Annotated in this window: 16 protein-coding genes; 11 read left to right on the top strand and 5 right to left on the bottom strand. The window is 61.5% G+C overall.

The features are described 5' to 3' along the window. Entirely contained in the window at positions 1-1,110 is a 1,110-nt protein-coding gene (locus tag FKV68_RS29480) for a zinc-dependent alcohol dehydrogenase (RefSeq protein WP_180942466.1), read from the bottom strand. A 161-nt stretch (positions 1,111-1,271) separates the two neighbouring features. Here FKV68_RS29480 and FKV68_RS29475 point away from each other — a divergent pair, with 161 nt between their 5' ends. Next, positions 1,272-1,565: a hypothetical protein gene (locus tag FKV68_RS29475; protein ID WP_180942465.1), complete on the top strand. Its 294-nt coding sequence runs from the start codon at positions 1,272-1,274 to the stop codon at positions 1,563-1,565. A gap of 63 nt (positions 1,566-1,628) precedes the next feature. Here the strand turns inward: FKV68_RS29475 and FKV68_RS29470 are convergent, their stop codons facing one another. The 4 genes from FKV68_RS29470 to FKV68_RS29455 all read right to left on the bottom strand — a co-directional run bounded on the left by FKV68_RS29470 (position 1,629) and on the right by FKV68_RS29455 (position 4,926). After that, positions 1,629-2,669 (bottom strand): amidohydrolase family protein, encoded by a 1,041-nt coding sequence (locus FKV68_RS29470; RefSeq protein WP_180942464.1) that lies wholly within the window; start codon positions 2,667-2,669, stop codon positions 1,629-1,631. Between the two features lie 59 nt (positions 2,670-2,728). Continuing rightward, positions 2,729-3,595 carry a substrate-binding domain-containing protein gene (locus FKV68_RS29465; RefSeq protein WP_180942463.1) on the bottom strand — a complete coding sequence of 289 codons (867 nt, stop codon included), beginning with the start codon at positions 3,593-3,595 and terminating at the stop codon, positions 2,729-2,731. Between the two features lie 211 nt (positions 3,596-3,806). Beyond that, positions 3,807-4,346, bottom strand: a complete 540-nt coding sequence (locus FKV68_RS29460) for a chromate transporter (protein WP_180942462.1) — start codon at positions 4,344-4,346, stop codon at positions 3,807-3,809. Beyond that, entirely contained in the window at positions 4,339-4,926 is a 588-nt protein-coding gene (locus FKV68_RS29455) for a chromate transporter (protein ID WP_180942461.1), read from the bottom strand. Before FKV68_RS29455 ends, FKV68_RS29460 begins: the two co-directional genes overlap by 8 nt. A gap of 600 nt (positions 4,927-5,526) precedes the next feature. Here FKV68_RS29455 and FKV68_RS29450 point away from each other — a divergent pair. The 10 genes from FKV68_RS29450 to FKV68_RS29405 all read left to right on the top strand — a co-directional run bounded on the left by FKV68_RS29450 (position 5,527) and on the right by FKV68_RS29405 (position 18,509). Beyond that, complete coding sequence (locus FKV68_RS29450; protein WP_180942460.1) at positions 5,527-7,038, top strand: tripartite tricarboxylate transporter permease; 1,512 nt, start codon at positions 5,527-5,529, stop codon at positions 7,036-7,038. Beyond that, positions 7,035-7,562, top strand: coding sequence for a tripartite tricarboxylate transporter TctB family protein (locus FKV68_RS29445; protein ID WP_180942459.1), 528 nt, complete (start codon positions 7,035-7,037; stop codon positions 7,560-7,562). Before FKV68_RS29450 ends, FKV68_RS29445 begins: the two co-directional genes overlap by 4 nt. Positions 7,563-7,765: 203 nt before the next feature. Then, positions 7,766-8,770, top strand: a complete 1,005-nt coding sequence (locus FKV68_RS29440) for a Bug family tripartite tricarboxylate transporter substrate binding protein (protein ID WP_180942458.1) — start codon at positions 7,766-7,768, stop codon at positions 8,768-8,770. A 157-nt stretch (positions 8,771-8,927) separates the two neighbouring features. Continuing rightward, positions 8,928-9,935, top strand: a complete 1,008-nt coding sequence (locus tag FKV68_RS29435) for a Bug family tripartite tricarboxylate transporter substrate binding protein (RefSeq protein WP_180942457.1) — start codon at positions 8,928-8,930, stop codon at positions 9,933-9,935. A gap of 524 nt (positions 9,936-10,459) precedes the next feature. Further along, positions 10,460-11,686, top strand: coding sequence for a cupin domain-containing protein (locus tag FKV68_RS29430; RefSeq protein WP_209647266.1), 1,227 nt, complete (start codon positions 10,460-10,462; stop codon positions 11,684-11,686). A 159-nt stretch (positions 11,687-11,845) separates the two neighbouring features. Next, the gene (locus FKV68_RS29425; RefSeq protein WP_209647263.1) at positions 11,846-13,351 is read left to right on the top strand and encodes an ethanolamine ammonia-lyase reactivating factor EutA; all 1,506 of its coding nucleotides are present in this window, start codon (positions 11,846-11,848) and stop codon (positions 13,349-13,351) included. Between the two features lie 37 nt (positions 13,352-13,388). Then, the gene (locus tag FKV68_RS29420; RefSeq protein WP_180942456.1) at positions 13,389-14,351 is read left to right on the top strand and encodes a LysR family transcriptional regulator; all 963 of its coding nucleotides are present in this window, start codon (positions 13,389-13,391) and stop codon (positions 14,349-14,351) included. 30 nt (positions 14,352-14,381) lie between these two features. Further along, entirely contained in the window at positions 14,382-15,908 is a 1,527-nt protein-coding gene (gpmI, locus tag FKV68_RS29415; RefSeq protein WP_180942455.1) for a 2,3-bisphosphoglycerate-independent phosphoglycerate mutase, read from the top strand. Between the two features lie 255 nt (positions 15,909-16,163). Continuing rightward, entirely contained in the window at positions 16,164-16,913 is a 750-nt protein-coding gene (locus FKV68_RS29410) for a GntR family transcriptional regulator (protein ID WP_180942454.1), read from the top strand. Between the two features lie 69 nt (positions 16,914-16,982). Beyond that, positions 16,983-18,509 carry a putative N-acetylmannosamine-6-phosphate 2-epimerase gene (locus FKV68_RS29405; RefSeq protein WP_180942453.1) on the top strand — a complete coding sequence of 509 codons (1,527 nt, stop codon included), beginning with the start codon at positions 16,983-16,985 and terminating at the stop codon, positions 18,507-18,509. The last annotated feature ends 10 nt before the right edge of the window (positions 18,510-18,519 follow it).

Here is an 18,519-nt window from a genome sequence, read left to right as displayed (position 1 = left end):
TCACATCCACGGCATCAGCGATGCGTGAATGACATCCGGCACGCCCTGTCCACCGACGGACTTGATTGCCAGGTCGGCGTCCTTGAGGCCGAAGCGGTGCGTGGTGATCTTTTCGAGCGGGAAGCGGTTCGATGCGATCTGCTCGAGCGCCAGCTCGCAGGCAAGATAGCTGTGACCGCGCGCGCTCTTGATGGTGATCGCCTTCGTCGTCACCTTCTCGAGCGGGAAGTTCGGGAACTCCTTCATCTCGCCCTGCACGAGAATGGTGCCCGCCTTTCGCTTCAGTGCCTCGACACCGAGAAGGATCGGGATCGTGCCGGCGCCGGCCGTGCAGTCGAGCGAGATGTCGACACCCTTGCCGCCGGTGATCTCCATGATGCGTTGAAGCGGATCCTCCTTCTGCACGTCGATGACGTAGTCAGCGCCAAGGGTCTTCGCGACCTCCAGGCGGGCCGCGTCCTTGGAGGTGCCGGTGACGATGATCAGCGATGCGCCTGCCTGCTTGCAGACGACTGTCTGCGACAGACCCTGTTGGCCCGGCCCTTGAATGAGGACGGTGGAGTTGTAGCCGACGCCTGCGTCGAAGAGCGACCACTCAACCCCGTTCGCCATCGGCGTGACGAGACCCGCAAGCTCCGGCGTCACGCCCTTCGGCACGCGGTGCACGACGGCATTCCACGGCAGGTAGACATATTGGGCGAAACCGCCCCACAGGTGCGGTGCGCGTTCGGCCGAGGTGTAGCCGTAACGGATGCCATCTGGATTATTACGCCAGTCGGTATTCTCGCAGTGGCGATACTGTCCCTGGTGACACCATTGGCATTTGCCGCACATGACATAGTGCTCGACGAAGACGAGGTCGCCTTCCTTGAAGCCCTTGCGACGGGTGAACTCGCGGCCGGCCTTGGCGATATAGCCGATGTTCTCGTGGCCCATGATGGTGGGCGCATTGTTCGGCGGGCTCTTGAAGAGCTTTACGTCCGTGCCGCAGATGCCGGCCACTTCCATCTTCAGAAGTGCCGCATCCTCCGGGATGTCGGGCATGGGAAATTCCCGCATTTCCATCTTGCCCGGACCGGTGCGGACCGCCGCGAGGACCTGTTCCGTCATATCTTTGTTCCTTTCGAGTACTGTCGGCCCGGCCGGATGCATGGCATGGCATTCCGGTCCGGCTGGTTTTTCCGAATTCGTTTTTGACAGGCGCGACCGCGGCGCCCTATGTAGAGAGCGATCGCCCCAGGCCTTGGCGCCGGCGCGACTGGTTCAAAATCATGCTGAAGACCGCCGCTCCGAAACCCGAACATCTCGCCGCCATCCGCCAGGTGAAGGCCTGGACGCGCGAGCGTTTCGCGCTTGCCGACGATGTCGCGATCATGGTGTCCGAAATTGCCTGCGGTCTGCCGGGGTGCCCGCCGCTCGAAACGGTGGTCGCCTTCTGGACGGCGCCTGACCGGCGCCACCAGTTCAAGGTCTTCAAACGTGCCGTCGAAGTTCGGGAGGACGATTTGCCGCCGTCCTGGATGAAGAACGCGATCATCTCGGACGACGACGCGTCCTGCTGCTGAAGCGACCGAGCTTTGGGCCGGCGGACAGCGGTCGATGATGGGTGAAGCGCCTCCCATGACGTGTCACGCCGCCCGCGCAGGCCGCCCGCGCTTTGCGAGGTGGGCATCGAGCCGCGGATAGACGCGCCGGGCGTTGCCTTCGAAGATCTTATAGCGGCTTTCCTCGTCGAGCGTTTCAAGCTGGTCGATGTAACGCTTCGTGTCGTCGTAGTGGTGCCCGGTTTCCGGATCGATGCCCTTGACGGCGCCGAGCATCTCGGACGCAAAGAGAATGTTGTCGACCGGGATGACCTTGGCCATCAGTTCGATGCCCGGATAGTGATAGACGCAGGTATCGAAGAAGACGTTGTTCAGAAGGTGCTCCGAGAGCAGCGGCTTCTTCATCTCCTGCGCAAGCCCGCGATAGCGCCCCCAATGGAACGGCACCGCGCCGCCTCCGTGCGGAATGACGAACTTCAGCGTCGGGAAATCCTTGAAGAGGTCGCCCTGAATCAACTGCATGAAGGCGGTGGTATCGCCGTTGATGTAATGCGCGCCGGTGTGGTGGAAACACGGATTGCATGACGATGTGACATGGATCATCGCCGGTACCTCGAGCTCGCAGAGCTTCTCGTAGAGAGGGTACCACTGCCGGTCGGTGAGCGGCGGATCGGTCCAGTAGCCGCCCGACGGATCGGGATTGAGATTGACGCCGACGAAACCGAGTTCGTTGACGATGCGCTCAAGCTCGGGAATGCAGTTCTTTGGCGGCGCACCAGGATGCTGCGGCAATTGCCCGACGGCGGCGAAATTGTCGGGCAGCAGGCTGCAGATCCGATAGATCAGGTCGTTCGACATCGCCGACCATTGCTTGCTGATGGCCTCGGTTCCGACGTGGTGGGCCATGCCGGCGGCGCGCGGCGAGAAGATCGTCAGATCGCTTCCGCGCTCCTTCTGGAACTTGAGCTGCGGTTCGACCGATTTCAGCAGCACCTCGTCGGTGATGCCGAGGTCCGACGCGAGCGGCCGGCGCATCGGGTCTGCAAGACCCGCGAGCTGCTTGTCTCTGAACTGGTGGAGCGCCTGCGGCTCCGTCGTATAGTGTCCGTGAATGTCGATGATCATGGCGGCATCCTTGTGCTGCTATGGGCGAAGGCGGACGTCGTCCGCCACGTCCTCAAGCGTCAAATCGAAGGGAAAAGTTCGTCCACGTCATAGACGCGGGGCGTGATCTGCTGCTCGGCCGAATAGGCAAAGGCGAGCTGCAGCGATCGGCGGTTTTCCTCAAGCCCATAAGGCGGAGGCGGTGCTGCGCCGTCGGCCTCGGCGACGCGTCGCGCCTCGTCGAACAACTCCATCAGCTCGCCGGCAAGCCACGGGTGCTCTTCCATAAGAGCAGTCTTGACCGTCAACACGTGGTTGATCGGAACGATGCCGGTCGAAGCAATCCAGTCCTTCGCAGCCTTCTCGGCATTGGGGATGACACTGCGGATCCCTGCCGGATCCACCTCGCGCTCACCCATGATCGCGGAAAGTTCGCCTGCAAGCATCAGCGGCCGCAGCGCCATCTCCGAACGATTGCGTACCGCGATGGCCGGGTCGTCGTATTCGCTTAAGTGCGCATCCTCCATGGTGACCCAGGTGATGCTGTTGAGGTCGACGCCGTATTCATGCTGCAGGATGCCACGGACCCAGACGCCGGACGTCTGTGCATAGGCGCGCACGCCGACCTTTGTGTTTTCCAGGTCACGCGGCCCTTCGATCTTCGAATCGACGGTACAGACGAGGTTGGTATGCGGCAGCCGGCTCCAGAGCGGCACCGCAAGGCCGGTGATCGGCTTCCCGTAGTGATGCGCCAAGAGATGCGTAACGATCGCCATTTCGGAAAGATCGAGATCGCCACCGCGCACCATCGTGCGGAACGCCTTGGGCAGCGGATCGAATTCCTGGAACTCGAGTGTTACCCGGCTCGATCGCACCCTGCCATCCTTCAGGGGCTTGACGTGGTCGTGTTTCCCGACCGCGGTCCGCAAAACCAATGGTTCGGCCATTTGCGTTCTTGTCCTCCCGTTACATGTTCCTTTATGCGGAACAATGTTCTGATTTAAGTATCATACTGTGAATCACCCTCTGGTCAATCGCGCCCCGCAGATTTTTATCTTTCGTCACGTTCGGGGTGAGGGAACGGCACCCGGAGGACGCGCGGCCTCGACCGCAGCCGGTGAGGCCGCGGCACCCGAATGGATGGGCTTGCGCTGGAGTTCAGGCCATTCCGCCGAGGCTCAGCAGAAAATAGCTGACACCCACGACGGCGAGGACAGGATAGGGGCCGGTCTTTGTCGTCAGCAGGACGGCACCCGCACCAAGGGATGTTGCCAGTTCGAGCGGCGTGAACCTGGCCGACTGGGCGACCGCAAAAACGCCGGCGAAAATCAGGCCGACGGCGACTGGGGCGAGGCCCTTCTCCGCGGCAATCGCCCAGGCCGAGCGGCGATGGCGCTGCCAATAGCTGCCCAGGATGCAGAGCAGGATGGACGAGGGAATGAATATCGCGAGCGTTGCGAGGATCGCGCCCCACAGGCCGCTGACCTCCCATCCGATCAGCGCCACGATCAAGGTGCCGGGGCCGGGAGCCGCGCGCGAAATAGCATAGAGATCGGTAAACTGCGGGCCGTTCAGCAGATGCAGGACATCGACGGTCTGATGCTGGAGGCTCGCCACGATCGTCTGGCCGCCGCCAAAGGAAACCAGCGACAGCGGAATGCAGAGGAGAATTAGATTGAGCAGCTTTTCGTCAACCACGCGATTTCTCCCGTTCGACCCAGAACGTCGCGGCCACGCTGACGGGAATGCTGCCCGCAACGACGGCAACGAGCGACCAGCGCATGACGCCAACCATCAGGAAAACGGCGAGCGCCATCAGAATGGGCAATGCATGTCGGTGGAGCCGGCGGGCGGTTTTGATTCCCATCGTTAACGACGAGGCGATGCCAACACAGGCGAGTCCCCGCAGCACCGCCTGCGCCTCCGGATGGGACTTGAGTTGCTGATAGGTGACGCTCATGGCCAGAATCACCGCGAAGGCGGGCAGCACCATGCCGAAGAGCGCGATACAGGCGCCGGCAACGCCGCGCAGTTTAAGGCCGATATAGACGGCGAGATTGACCGGATTGGCGCCCGGCATGACCTGGGCTACCGTCAGTGTCTTGAGGAATTCGTCGTCGGTCAACCAGCCGCGCCGTTCGACGATCTCGCGATGGGTCCAGCCGGCCATGCCGCCTCCGAAAGAGGAGGCGCCGAGCCGCAGAAACGAAGCGAGCAGGGCAAGAGAGGTCACATCCTCGTCCCTCTCCATGCCGATGTCGCCGACAGGTTTGTCCATTGGTACTCCGATAGCCGCAACCTCCCCTCGGCAGTCCGAAGCCGTGGAGAGAGCAATTGAATAGAGGTGCGATTGGCGCGGCGCGCTTGCCTTGCGCGCCTGTGAGCATCGGTATGCTAGTGGTGTAAGCCACGGAAAGTCCATGCCATTTCGTCTTAGCTGCGTAGTAAGAAAAATTTATCGGCGCGATCCGCGTGGGTAAAACATGTCCGTCGAATGCGCCGGTTAAAGCCTGGCTCGCCTGGACCGCGTCACAACCAAAGAGACGGTCGAATGGCCGGTACAATGTGGATTATTACTTTCTAAAGAAGGCAAATAACCGTGATATCAAGCGCATAAACGTGTGATTGCGCGAGGCTGCCACGGAACCCTCGATCCTGCCTCCAAAATTCTGTCCGCGCGAAAATCGTTGGACTAAGCATAATTTTTTGCTTTGGACAAAGGTCGCAGCGATGGCACTAATGAAACCACGCAATAGGCAGGGGTCAGCGCGAATGATGGCAATCGCCCTGTCTACAGGAGGAGTTCGCAAGTGATTGCCCGATGGAGCCGCGATTTGATCGGCGGGCACTCCATTCTACGGGAGGATTGGAACCAGAAATGATCGAGACTATGTTCGGGGCGCTCTTCAATCTTGTGAGCACCCCTCACACAATGGGTCTCATGCTGATCGCGGTCGTCTTCGGACTGCTCGTCGGCGTGACGCCTGGGATCGGAGGCAAGCTCTCCATCGCCATGGCGATTCCCTTCGTCTATGGCATGGACATGGTGGCGGGCGCCGTTTTCCTGCTGACCATGCATGCCGTCAACGGCACCAGCGGCCAGATATCGAGCATCATGTTCGGCATCCCCGGTGACGGTGACGACGCGGCAACCACGCTTGACGGCTATCCACTCGCCAAGCAGGGGCAGGCGGCGCGCGCGCTCGGTGCTAGTATTACGGCCTCCGGTGTCGGCGGCATCATCGGTGCGGTCGTTTTTGCGATCATGATTCCGGTGCTGGAACCGGTCATCCTGATGTTCAGCCCCGCCGAGTTCTTCCTGATCGCCCTTCTCGGCATCAGTTTCATTGCGTTCCTGGCAAGCGGCAGCAAGATCGTCAAAGGCCTGATCGTCGGCTTCTACGGCCTCATGCTGTCGACGATCGGCATGGATCCGATCACCGGCACGCCGCGCTATGCCGGCGACATGCTCTTCCTGTGGGACGGCGTCAGCCTCGTCACCGCGGTGCTCGCCATGTTCGCCGTACCGGAAATGCTTTCGCTGGCCACTAAGGGCGGCTCGATCTCGGCCGTGCCGATGGACAAGGCCTTCTCGTATCGTCAACTGTTGTCCGGCGTGATGGAAGTGCCGCGTCACTGGTGGCTCGTGGTCCGCACCTCGGTCATCGGCTCGGTCATCGGGATGATTCCCGGTCTCGGCGGCTCGACTGCGGCATGGCTCTGCTATGGCCATGCGGTGCAGAGCTCGAAGACGCCGGAGCGTTTCGGCAAGGGCGCGATCGAGGGCGTCATCGCCCCGGAGACCGCCAGCAACGGCAAGGAAGGCGGCTCGCTGCTGCCGACCCTCTTCTTCGGCATCCCGGGCAGCTCCGGCATGGCCGTGCTGCTTGGCGCCTTCCTCATCCTGGGTATCCAGCCCGGCGCGATGATGGTCACCAAGCATCTCGATCTGGTCTGGACGCTGATCTGGGCGCTGGTCGTGGGCAACCTCATTGCCGTTGCAATGCTGCTCGTCGTCTGTCGCTGGCTCGCGGTTCTGACCTTCGTCAATGGCCGCATGCTGGCACCCTTCATCCTCGTCTTCGTGACGATCGGCTGCTTCGTCAGCGATGTGCAGTGGCAGAATCTCGTGGTCCTCGTGCTCTTCAGCGCGGTCGGCTACGGCTTCCAGCGGGCCGGCTGGCCGCGCTCGCCCTTCGTCATCGGCCTGGTTCTCGGCGGGCAAGCGGAAGCGTCGCTGCACCAGGCGCTGCAGCTGTGGGGTTACTCCTTCTTCCTGCGCCCGATGTCGCTGGTTCTCATCAGCATGATCGTCGCGCTGATGGTCTACGCTTTCTACCGTAACTTCCGGCCCGGCAACCGCCAGCCCAGCGTGGAGATCAACACGTGAAGAACCTTTCCTTCAGCACATGGCTCACCATCGTCATGCTCGCTTTCTTCATCGTCATGGTGGGCCTCTCGATGGAATTTCCAGCCAAGGCGCGCTTCATGCCCCTGATCGTCGGTCTGCCGGCCATCGCGCTCTGCCTCGTCCAGATCGGCATCGATTTGATGCCGTCCTCGAAAAGCGCATACCACGGTGCACCCCGCGCCGGTCTGACACAGCAGGCCGGTCTGGAGCCGGAACTGCCGGAGTTCGGGCCGCACACGGTCTCGCAGGAGATCTTGATGTGGATCTATTTCGTGGCCTTTGTCGCGGGGATCCTCACCTTCGGGTTTTACGTGAGCGTGCCGGTCTTGCTGTTGACGTTCCTTCGTCGGGAAGCCGAGGCGTCGTGGCGGTTCGCCTTCTCGTTGGCGGCTGCAGCTACGCTGGTGCTCTACCTGATGTTCGGCGCACTCCTGCACATCCAGCTCCATCCCGGCTTCGTAACGCCCTGGCTGGTGCAGACGATCGGGATCGGGGCAGCCTGATCAGGATCCGCGAGGAGGCGGTTCGAAAAAATGCACGCCTTCCGGGGCGCGCGCCAAAAAAGAAACACCAAACGCACTGCAAGGATGGCTTCACGTTGGCGGCGCCGCCGTGAGCGGGGTTGGTTTGCCGCTTGCAGACGTTATCGGAAACCAGGTGTCCGCAAGAGCGGGCAGCCTACGCCGCAAGGCAAAGGGAGGAATTAATGGGAATTGAAACACTTCGCATCGCGGCATCGGGTGCTGCGATCCTGTCGGCACTGTGGCCCGGTCTCGCCTTGGCCGAGGACGGCGTCGAGTTCTTCAACGGCAAGACCGTCAACTACATCGTCGCCACAGCGCCGGGCGGCGTTTACGACACCAACGGACGTCTCGTTGCGCAATACATGCAGAAATACCTGCCAGGCTCGACCTTCGTCGTGCAGAACATGCCTGGCGCAGGCCATCTGCTGGGCACGAACTATATCTATGCCTCCGAACCGGACGGTCTGACCTTCGGCACCTTCAACACTGGACTCCTCTACGGTCAGCTCAGCGGCGACCAGAACATCAAGTTCGACCTGACGAAGATGTCCTGGATCGGAAAGGTCGCATCCGACCCGCGCATCATTCTCGTCACCAAGGAATCCGGGATCGAAAGCTACGAACAGCTGAAGGCGCTGAAGGAGCCGATCAAATTCGCGACCGCCGGAAAGGGCAGCGCCTCGATGATCGAGGCGACGATGTTCGTCAAGGCGCTCAAACTGCCGATCCAGGTGGTTTCCGGGTATAATGGCAACGAGGACCAACTCGCGATGATGCGCGGCGAGGTTCAGGGCGTGATCGGATCCCGGTCGGAATTTCAGCAGTTCGTCGATGAGGGCAAGGGCCGTTTCATCGCGCAAGTTGGCGGCACCGAAACGGACGTACCGCAACTCGCTTCGATGGTCGACGACGCCACGGCAAAGCAAGTCGTCGGCCTGATCGAGTCGCAGAGCGGGATCTCGCGGCTTTCCGCCGGCCCGGCCGGGATCCCCGAGGATCGCCTGAAGGCCCTCCGCGACGCCTATAAGGCTGCTACGACCGATCCGGAATTCGTCGAGAAAGCGCGTGCACTCGGCCTTCCCGTCGATCCTGCAGTCGGCGACGAGGTCGGAACGCGGGTCGAGAAGGCTTTGGACCAGGCTCCGGAGGTCATCAACGTACTGAAAGAGGCGCTCAGCGAAGGCTGATGCGCACCAGATCACAATGGCTTTGGGTCGAACCGACCAAAAGTCATAAAATGTGATCGATTCTAATAAGTTAGAGCGGGATGCGGGCGGAAAACCGCGCACACTTTTCCTCATCCCGCGCTATCGAATTTTCAAGCTTCAACTGGGAGGAAAATCAATGAAATGGCATTCAATTCGCATGGCCGCTTGCGCGACCGCGGCTTTGCTTACGATCTCGACGGCCGCCGCTTGGGCGCAGGAAGGCAAGGAGTTCTTCAACGGCAAGACCGTCAACTACATCGTCGCGACCGGACCGGGCGGCGGCTACGACACCAATGGTCGTCTCGTGGCGCAGTTCATGCAGAAGTATCTGCCGGGCTCGACCTTCGTCGTCCAGAACATGCCCGGCGCCGGCCACCTCATTGGAGCGAACTATATCTACGCTTCCGAGCCGGATGGCCTGACATTCGGTACGTTCAACACCGGCCTCATCTACGGGCAGCTTGGCGGTGACCCCGGCATCAAGTTCGACCTCGCGGACATGTCCTGGATCGGAAAGGTCGCCTCCGACCCGCGCGTCATCGTCGTGAGCAAGGATTCCGGCATCGAGAGCTACGAGCAGCTCAAGGCTCTGAAGGAGCCGATCCGGTTTGCTTCCGCCGGTGTCGGCAGCGCCTCGACGATCGAGACCACGATGCTGGTCAACGCGCTCCATCTGCCGATCCAGATCGTTTCCGGCTACAACGGCAGCGACGACCAACTTGCCTTGCGACGTGGCGAAGTGCAGGGGATCATTGCCTCGCGTTCCTCGTTCCAACAGTTCGTCGATGAGGGTAATGGCCGCATCATCGCCCAGATCGGCGGTTCGGAGACGGACGTGCCGCAGCTCGCCTCGCTGGTCGACGATGAAGATGCCAAGAAGGTCATTGCGCTGGTAGCCTCGCAAAGCAACATTTCTCGCCTGACGGCGGGTCCGAACGGAATTCCGGAAGACCGGTTGAAGGCACTGCGCGACGCCTACACTGCCGCCACGTCCGATCCGGAATTCCTGGAAAAGGCCAAGTCTCTCAGCCTGCCGGTGGATCCGAAGGTCGGCGACGACGTCGCGGTAACGGTCAAGGCGGCACTGGATCAGACGCCCGAGATCGTTGAGTTTCTGAAAGAGGCTCTCTTGTCGCGGAACTGAGCCTTGCGGCTGTGCGGGCGGCGGTCTTGCCGCCGCCCGTTCATCTGGCAGCGCCAGAACATGCGCGCCATCGACGCCTTGCGTGATGTGCCAGTGCCATTCCTTGAACCTAGCCAGTTCAAGGAAAAATTATGCAGTGATTCAAAGGTTTGCGCAGGCGTTTTCATGTCCTGGAAGAGGCGTGTCGCTGTGGCGCGGCCAACAAATGCTGATGTGGAAATGAAAATCGGCGTCGTCGGCTTCACGGTTTCGGCCTTCGACCTCGGCGAACAGCGGGCTCACCGCCGCCGCGGTGCGCCGCCTTGCAGCGAGGCCCGTCCTGAGCGCTCCCATGATTGTCCCCCGCGGCTACTGAAGGCGGCCTCGCTTGGCGGCAATTCGTCCTTTCGGAGGCCAGGGGCGACCGGCATGGGAGCATAGCGTCGGGAAAACGCCTTTTCCGAAAACACGCTACCGATGCCGGCACAAAAGACTCATAGTTCGTGCCGAATGCGGAACGACAAAGCGAAATGAAAGTGAACCAGATGGCCAGTACAGTCGATACAACGCCGCTCAGTGGTGAACCGGTTGCGGTGCCGGATCCCGGCAACACCAAATTCCTTGTCGATCCCTATAAGGATTGGTCCAAGGGCGAGGGTATCCCGATCCATTTCGATCTCGGGCACGATCTGCTTGCGCTGGAAACCGGGCCGTGGGACCGCTACGATGCACGCGGCTGCTTCGCGCATACCCATGGTATGGGCGACTTCATGGCGAACTACGTCATCGAAGTGTTGCCTGGCCGCAAGACGCGCCCTGTGAAGCACCTCTATGAAGCGTTCTTCTATGTCCTGTCAGGCTATGGGTCGACGACCGTATGGCTCCCGAACGGCGAGGTCCGCACCTTCGAATGGGGGCCGAAGGCGCTCTTTGCGATCCCGTTGAACTGCCTCTACCAGTTCAACAACGGTTCCGGTGTCGATACGGTGCGTCTCTCCTGCACGAACAATGCGCCGCTGACCATCAATCTCTATCACAACCTCGATTTCGTCTTCGACAATGACTTCGCCTTCAAGGACCGCATCGGCCAGGCCAAGCATTTCGAAGGCGAGGGCGCACTTTATTCCTATGGCTTGGAATCGGCGCGAAAGGTGCAGAACATCTGGGAAACCAACTTCGTCCACGATCTGACGAGCTTCAAGCTCTATGAATTCGAGGGACGCGGCAAGGGATCGCTCAACGTCAATTTCGTGCTGGCTGACGGAACGATGCATTCCCACGTTTCGCAGATGCCGGTCGGCCGCTACAAGAAGGCCCACCGCCACGCCGCCGGAACGCACGTGCACGCGGTTGACGGCGAGGGATACTCGCTGATGTGGTACGAGGGAGACTCCGAGTTCAAGGAAATTCCGTGGCGCCACGGCTTCATGTATACGCCGCCGTTCTGGATGTACCATCAGCATTTCAACACCTGCGATCAGCCGGCGCGCTACGTCGCCTGCAGCCTCGGCAGCCGGCGTTACCCGTTCATCTCGCTGCGCCGCAAGAGTGCGGAAGGCGGCGGTGCGACTTCGGTCAAGGACGGTGGACGGCAGATCGAATACGAGGATCAGGATCCGCGCGTACACCGCAAGTTCCTCGAGGAACTGCAGAAGACCGGAGTTCCGTCGGCCATGGGCGACATCTTCGACGAGCCGGCGATCATGGCCCTGCCGCAGGAAAGCCTGACGGGCGTCATCCAGACGCCGATCCTTGCCGGTCCGGCGACGTAAGGCGCGGCATGCAGTGAAGCCAGGTCGGCGGCCGGGCTTCACTGCGTGATTTTGTTCTAGAGCGGAACCGCTTTAAGGACAAAATCATGAGGCAGTTCATGGTGCTACTGCGCCCCTACGCGCTTGATACGCGCGGCGCTGTAGAGAAGGAGGAGTTGCGTGCACGATCTCGATTTCGACCACGAGCATGACAATCTGTCTGACAGCGAACGTCAGCAGATCGCGGACTGGCTGTGGAAACAGGAAACCGTCGATCTGTTGACGGTCGGTATCGATATCGGCAGTTCCACCTCTCACCTCTTGTTTGCAAATGTCGTCCTGCGGCGGGAGACGGACGATCTTTCCAGCCGTTTCGTCGTCGTCGATCGGCGGGTGGTCTGGCGCTCGCCGATCCTGCTCACGCCGTTTTTGCCGGACGGGACGATCGATGCGCACGAGTTGAGACACTTCTTTCAGCACTGCTATCACGACGCGGGTTACAAGCGCAGCCACATTGACACCGGCGCCGTCATCCTGACCGGCGAGGCGATCAAGCGAAAGAACGCGCGGGCGATTGACGAGATCTTTGCAAACGAATCCGGGCGGTTCGTCTGTGCGACGGCCGGCCACAAGCTCGAATGCATGCTCGCGGCCCATGGTTCGGGCGCGACCGCGCTCTCGAAGAAAAGGGACGCCTGCGGTCTGCATGTCGATATCGGCGGCGGCACGACCAAGCTTGCGTTGATCGACAAGGGAGAAATCGTAAGCGTCGCCGCCTTTGCCGTTGGCGGACGGCTGCTGGCGCGGGATGCCCAAGGTACCTGGTCGCGCATTGACGATTCTGCCCGGATCGTTGCCGACGTACTCGGGCTCGGCACGGATCCCGCGACGATTGCCAACCCCGAGAACCGCCGTGCCATTGCGAAGCGCCTGGCTGCGGCCGCGGTCGATGAAATACTCGGCGAGCCGCTCGACGCGCTCGGCCAGCGCCTCCTGCTGACGGAACCTCTCGAACGCCCGGTCCAGCCCACCTACATCACCTTTTCCGGTGGCGTCTCCGAGTACATTTTCGACTACGAGCCGAATGATCATGGCGATATAGCGCGGGATCTCGCCACCGAGATCGTGGCGCAGCTCAAACCGCGCATCGAGATACCGGTCGTCGATGCCGGGCAACGCATCCGTGCGACCGTCATCGGCGCATCGCAATTCACCGTGCAGGTGAGCGGCAAGACGCTCTACATGAACGGCGCCGACGCTTTGCCGAAACACAATATCCCTGTGGTCCATCTCGGAAAGACGCTTTCCGAAGAGATCGATCCGGGGGAAATCGCCGCTGCATTCCGTGAGAGCGCCGCCAGGCAGGATCACGATGTTTCCGCGATGACGGCCCTTGCTTTCTCCTGGACCGGGACACCGGACTACCAGCGCCTGCTCGCCATGGCCAAGGCGATCAAGATGGTTGCAGCGCCGGACGGCGAGCGCAAGGAATTGCTGGTGCTGATGATCGATGGCGACGTCGGCCAGACGATCGGCCGGATTCTCGATCGGGAGCTCGGCATCCAGTCACACCTGATTTCCATCGACGGCGTGCGGCTGAAGGATCTGGACTACGTCGATCTCGGCGAGTTTATGAACCCGCCGGGGGTTATTCCCGTTGTTATCAAGTCGTTGCTCTTTTCTTGAATTGTCCCCGGCGCAGAGTTGTGCCAAGACGCCGGAGATGATCAAGTCTTCCGACATGCCGAGATCGAGCTTTGACGGGCTCGATCTCAACGACATCGTGATCTTCACGCGCGTGGTGCAGCATGGCAGCTTCACCACCGCCGCAAAGATCTTTGGCAAGTCGCCGTCCTATATGAGCAAGCACGTCTCCCAACTCGAGGAGGCGCTGAAGCTCACCCTGCTTAACCGCTCGACGCATGCCGTCTTTCTAACCGATGCGGGGAGTGTCTTCTTCGATCACTGCACGCGCATCCTTGCCGAGATCGACGCCGCGAAGGCGGATGCGAGCGGGCTGAGCAGCGAATTGATCGGGACTCTCCGGGTTCACAGCACGCCGGGCGTCGGCCAGGCGCTCGTCGCACCGGCGATCGTCGATTTCAACGCGCGATATCCTTCAATAAAGGTCGAGCTCACCGTCAGTGCCTACTCGGTGAATCTCATGGAACGCGGCGTGGACGTCGTGATCGGCAGCCGCGATTTCGATGACGACGAGTCCTTCCACACCGGCCTTTTCGAGCGCAAGCTCGGTCCCGCGCCCTATGTCATTTGCGCCGCGCCGTCCTACTTCGCCGAGCGGCAGAAACCGCACAAGCCGGCCGACCTTCGAGAACACAACTGCCTGATCCACACGACGCAGAAGCCCGATCCGCGTACCTGGAGCGCACGCTTCGACGACGAGGAGATCACCGTGCAGGTGGACGGCACATTTCATTCGAATTTCGAGAGCGCGATCGTGCTCGCGGCCCTCCAGGGCGCCGGCATTGCCCGGCTTCCGCTTTACAGCATCGTCGAGGAAATCCGCGCTGGGAGGCTGCTTTCCGTCTTCGACGGCGAGATCGTCTCGCGCCGCGTGATCAAGGCGTTCTATCCGCGCAGCCGTTTTGTGCCGAAGAAGCTTCGGGCTTTCCTGGCCATCCTGGAGGCGCGGCTGAAGGATGCGATGCGGCCGGGCGCAGAATAATCCCGGGACTTAAGCAAATAGGGGGTTACCTTGGCTAAGAAGAAACCGACCGTCCTGATGATCATGGACGGATGGGGCTGGCGAGAAGAGATAGAAGGCAATGCCGTCCTGCTCGCCAAGACGCCGAACTTCAATCGTTTGTGGGCGACCTGTCCGCATGCGTTTCTCACGACGCATGGCCCCGCTGTTGGCTTGCCCGAGGGACAGATGGGCAATTCCGAAGTGGGGCATCTAAATATCGGAGCGGGGCGCGTTGTGATGCAGGAGCTGCCGCGTATCGATGCCGCGATCGCAGACGGCACCCTGCGCGATCTGCTCGCCGAGAGCGGGCTGCCGGACGCGCTCGGGCGGACGGGGGGTGTATGCCATATTCTCGGACTCGTTTCCCCGGGCGGCGTGCATTCCCACATGAACCATGTCGCGGCGACCGCCCGGGAGCTGGCGAGCCTCGGCGTGCGGCCGATCATTCATGCCTTTACCGATGGCCGCGATACCCAACCGGGGCAGGCGGCGCCGTATCTCCGCCAACTCACTGAGAAGCTTCCGGACAGTGCTGTCGTTGCCACGGTCAGCGGCCGCTTCTTCGCGATGGACAGGGACAGCCGCTGGGATCGGGTCAGACTCGCCTACGAGGCGATCGCTCTAGGCAGGGGCGTTCGTGCCGGTACGGCAGAGGAGGCAGTCGCTCTTGCCGCGGCCGAGGGTAAGACGGATGAATTCATCCCACCGAGCGTCATCGGCGATTATGCCGGCATTCGCGACGGAGACGCGGTTCTCTGTGCGAACTTCCGCTCGGATCGCGTGCGTGAGATTCTTGCGGCTCTGACGCTTCCGGATTTTGATGGCTTCGATCGGGGCAGGGGGCCGGACCTGTCGACCGCCGTCGGAATGGTCTCGTACGGCTCGGAACTCGACGCCTCTATGGGCACGTTGTTTCCACCGCAGCGCCTCGACGACGGATTGAGCGAGACGATTGCGAAAGCCGGGAAGACGCAAATCCATCTCGCCGAAACGGAAAAATACCCCCACGTCACGTATTTTCTGAACGGTGGGCGCGAGGTTCCGCATGAAGGGGAGGAGCGGGCGCTCGTACCCTCGCCCAAAGTGGCCACGTATGACCTGCAACCCGCGATGTCGGCTCCAGAACTGACGACGAAGGTTGTGACCGCGATCGAGAGCGGAGGCTACGACCTGGTGGTCGTCAACTTCGCCAACCCGGATATGGTTGGTCACACCGGCAAGCTCGATGCGGCCATTCTCGCCGTGGAGACGGTCGACGGCGCGCTCGGTGAAATCGACGCGACCGTCTCGCGTGCGGGCGGGTCGATGCTGGTCATCGCCGACCACGGCAACTGCGAGACGATGATCGATCCCGAAAACGGGGAGCCGCACACGGCCCATACGATCAATCCGGTGCCGGTCCTGCTGTCGGGGCCGTCGCGCGATGTAGGCCTGCGCAGCGGTATTCTCGCCGACGTCGCCCCCACCATTTTGGCGCTTATGGAGATCCGGCAGCCAGAGGCCATGACGGGCAGGGCGCTTCTTGCGGATCGATGATCTCCCTCGCGGAAATGACTTGGCGGCGCAGCCGGCGAAGTGAATTCCGCGCCGGTGCATCCGCGGATTTGCGCTAGATCATTTCATTGTTTCATTGAAACGCTGAAATGATCTAACTCGTAGAAACTACGCAATTCCGGACGGAAAACCGTTACACACTTTTCCTGGAATTGCTCTAGGAGGATAATACCAGTATAGCTCCAGCTGGCGTTTGTGGATGAAATCCACAGGCGGTTCAATTTGCGTGGAGCGGCAATGGAAACCGATACCTTCATCGAACTGGTGGGCAAGGAACTTGCCGGCGCGGCGCCCGGTTCACCGCTCTACAAGCAATTGAAGTCGGCAATCGAGACCGCAATCCGCTCCAACGCTTTGAGGGCCGGTGCAGCCCTGCCCGGCGAGCGCGTCATTGCCGATGCATTTTCGCTCTCTCGCGTGACAGTACGAAAAGCGCTCGCCTTGCTTGAAGAGGAGGGATTGCTCAATCGCCGGCATGGCTTCCGCACGGAAGTTGGATCGCGCGTCGAAAAATCACTCTCGACGCTGACGAGTTTTTCCGAGGACATACGCGCACGCGGCTTGACACCCGGATGCGTCTGGCTTTCCAAGCAGATAAGTCGGCCTTCGCCGGCCGAGATGATGGCATTGGGGATCGCCGGCAACGCCAATGTCGTCCGCATGAAACGGGTTCGAACTGCCGATTTTGCACCGATCGCTGTCGAGATTTCTGCAGTTCCGGTTCGCTTCCTGCCATCGCCGGATCTCGTCGGCGACTCCCTCTACGGGGCGTTGGAGGCGCGTGGCTTTCTGCCTCAGCGCGCGATCCAGAGAATGCGGTCAAGACCAGCCAGCGAGGAGGATGCCCAGCATCTTAATTGCGACCCCGGCGCGCCGCTGCTGATGACCGAACGGCGCTGTTTTCTCGGGGACGGCCAGATCGTCGAATACTGCGAGACGCGCTACAAGGGCGACGTCTACGATTTCGTGTTCGAGCTGCAACGATGATACCAGTCATAAACTGGTTGTATTCTGGTATTTTCTATCTATCGTGATGCCGGAGAGGGAGTTTCACGATTGCAGCGCGAAGACATAAGGAACGGCCTGATCGTCTCATGCCAGCCGGTTCCGGCCGGCCCGATGGACAACGCCGAATTCGTGACGGGGTTCGCCAAGGCGGCGATCGATGCAGGCGCTCGGGCGCTGAGGATTGAATCCGTCGCCTATGTCAGGGCTGTACGTTCCGCCGTCACAGTGCCGATCATCGGTATCGTCAAACGCGATCTTTCCGACAGCCCGGTGCGTATCACGCCCTATGTCTCCGACGCTGAGGCCCTTGCAGACGCCGGTGCGGACGTCGTTGCTTTCGATGCAACGGACCGGGTGCGCCCGGCCGGTATCGAGGAGCTCGTGCGGGCGGTAAAGGCGAAGGGCAAGCTGACGATGGCCGATTGCTCCTCGCTGGAGGATGCCACGCAAGCGCTCGCCGCCGGCGTGGACTTTGTCGGCACGACGCTATCCGGATATGTGGGTGGCCCCGAACCGGTCGATCCGGACATAGACCTCGTTGCGGCGATGCGGAGGCTTACCCCCTACGTCATTGCCGAGGGACGCATCCGCTCGCCGGAACAGGCGGCCGCCGCCGTCAAAGCCGGCGCCTATGCCGTCGTGGTCGGGTCGGCTATCACCCGCACGGAGCACGTAACGGCATGGTTTCATGAAGCCTTGGCGAAAGCCTACACCAGGCAGGATGGAAGGTCTGCGGAAACCGTGCTTGCGGTCGACATCGGCGGCACCAAGACGATGGCGGCGCTGGTCAAAGGCACCGTTATTGCCGATGAGATTCTCGTTCCGACGGCACGCGAGGCGGGGCCTGACGCATGGCTCGAAGCCGTTGCCGAGCGTACCGCGCAATGGCGCGGCCGTTATGCCCGTATCGGCTTTGCGGTCACCGGTCTCGTTCAGGACGGGCGTTGGTCGGCGCTCAATCCGGCGACGCTAGGCATTCCCCACGGCTATCCCCTGGTCGACAGGGCGACACGCCTGTTCGGCAAGCCGGTCTTCGCCATGAACGACGCGCAGGCAGCCGCCTGGGGCGAATACAAGTTCGGCGCCGGCTCCGGTGAAAACCTCGTCTTTCTGACCATCTCGACCGGGATTGGCGGCGGGATCGTCATCAACGGACGGCCGCTGCCGGGGCTTGCAGGTCATTTCGGTCTCATTCGCGGCCCGTCGCAGGGTCGGTCTCCCTTGGAGGACGAGACGTCCGGGCGGTGGATCACAGTGGAGGCGCTGAAGGCCGGCCACGAAGCGGAGGCCGCCAAGGTTTTCGAAAATGCGAGGCAGGGCGCGCCATGGGCGCGGGCGATCGTTTCGCAATCTGCGCTGCGCGCGGCAACGCTCTGTCGCGACATTCAGTTGATGCTCGATCCGAACCAGATCGTCATCGGTGGCGGGGTCGGTCTTGCTGCCGGCTACATCGATGAGATGCGCGAACATCTGAAGGATGTTGCGCCGCGTCTCGCCCCACGTCTCGTCGCGGCCAAGCTCGGCGGCCGCGCCGGCATCATCGGCGTCGCCGACCTCGCGGGAGAGGGCGGGTAGCGGCGCTGCT

The sequence above is a fragment of the Sinorhizobium mexicanum genome, from assembly GCF_013488225.1.
Taxonomy (GTDB): domain Bacteria; phylum Pseudomonadota; class Alphaproteobacteria; order Rhizobiales; family Rhizobiaceae; genus Sinorhizobium; species Sinorhizobium mexicanum.
Note: the sequence above shows the minus strand (reverse complement) of the source record. Positions and strands in the feature narration are given on the sequence as shown.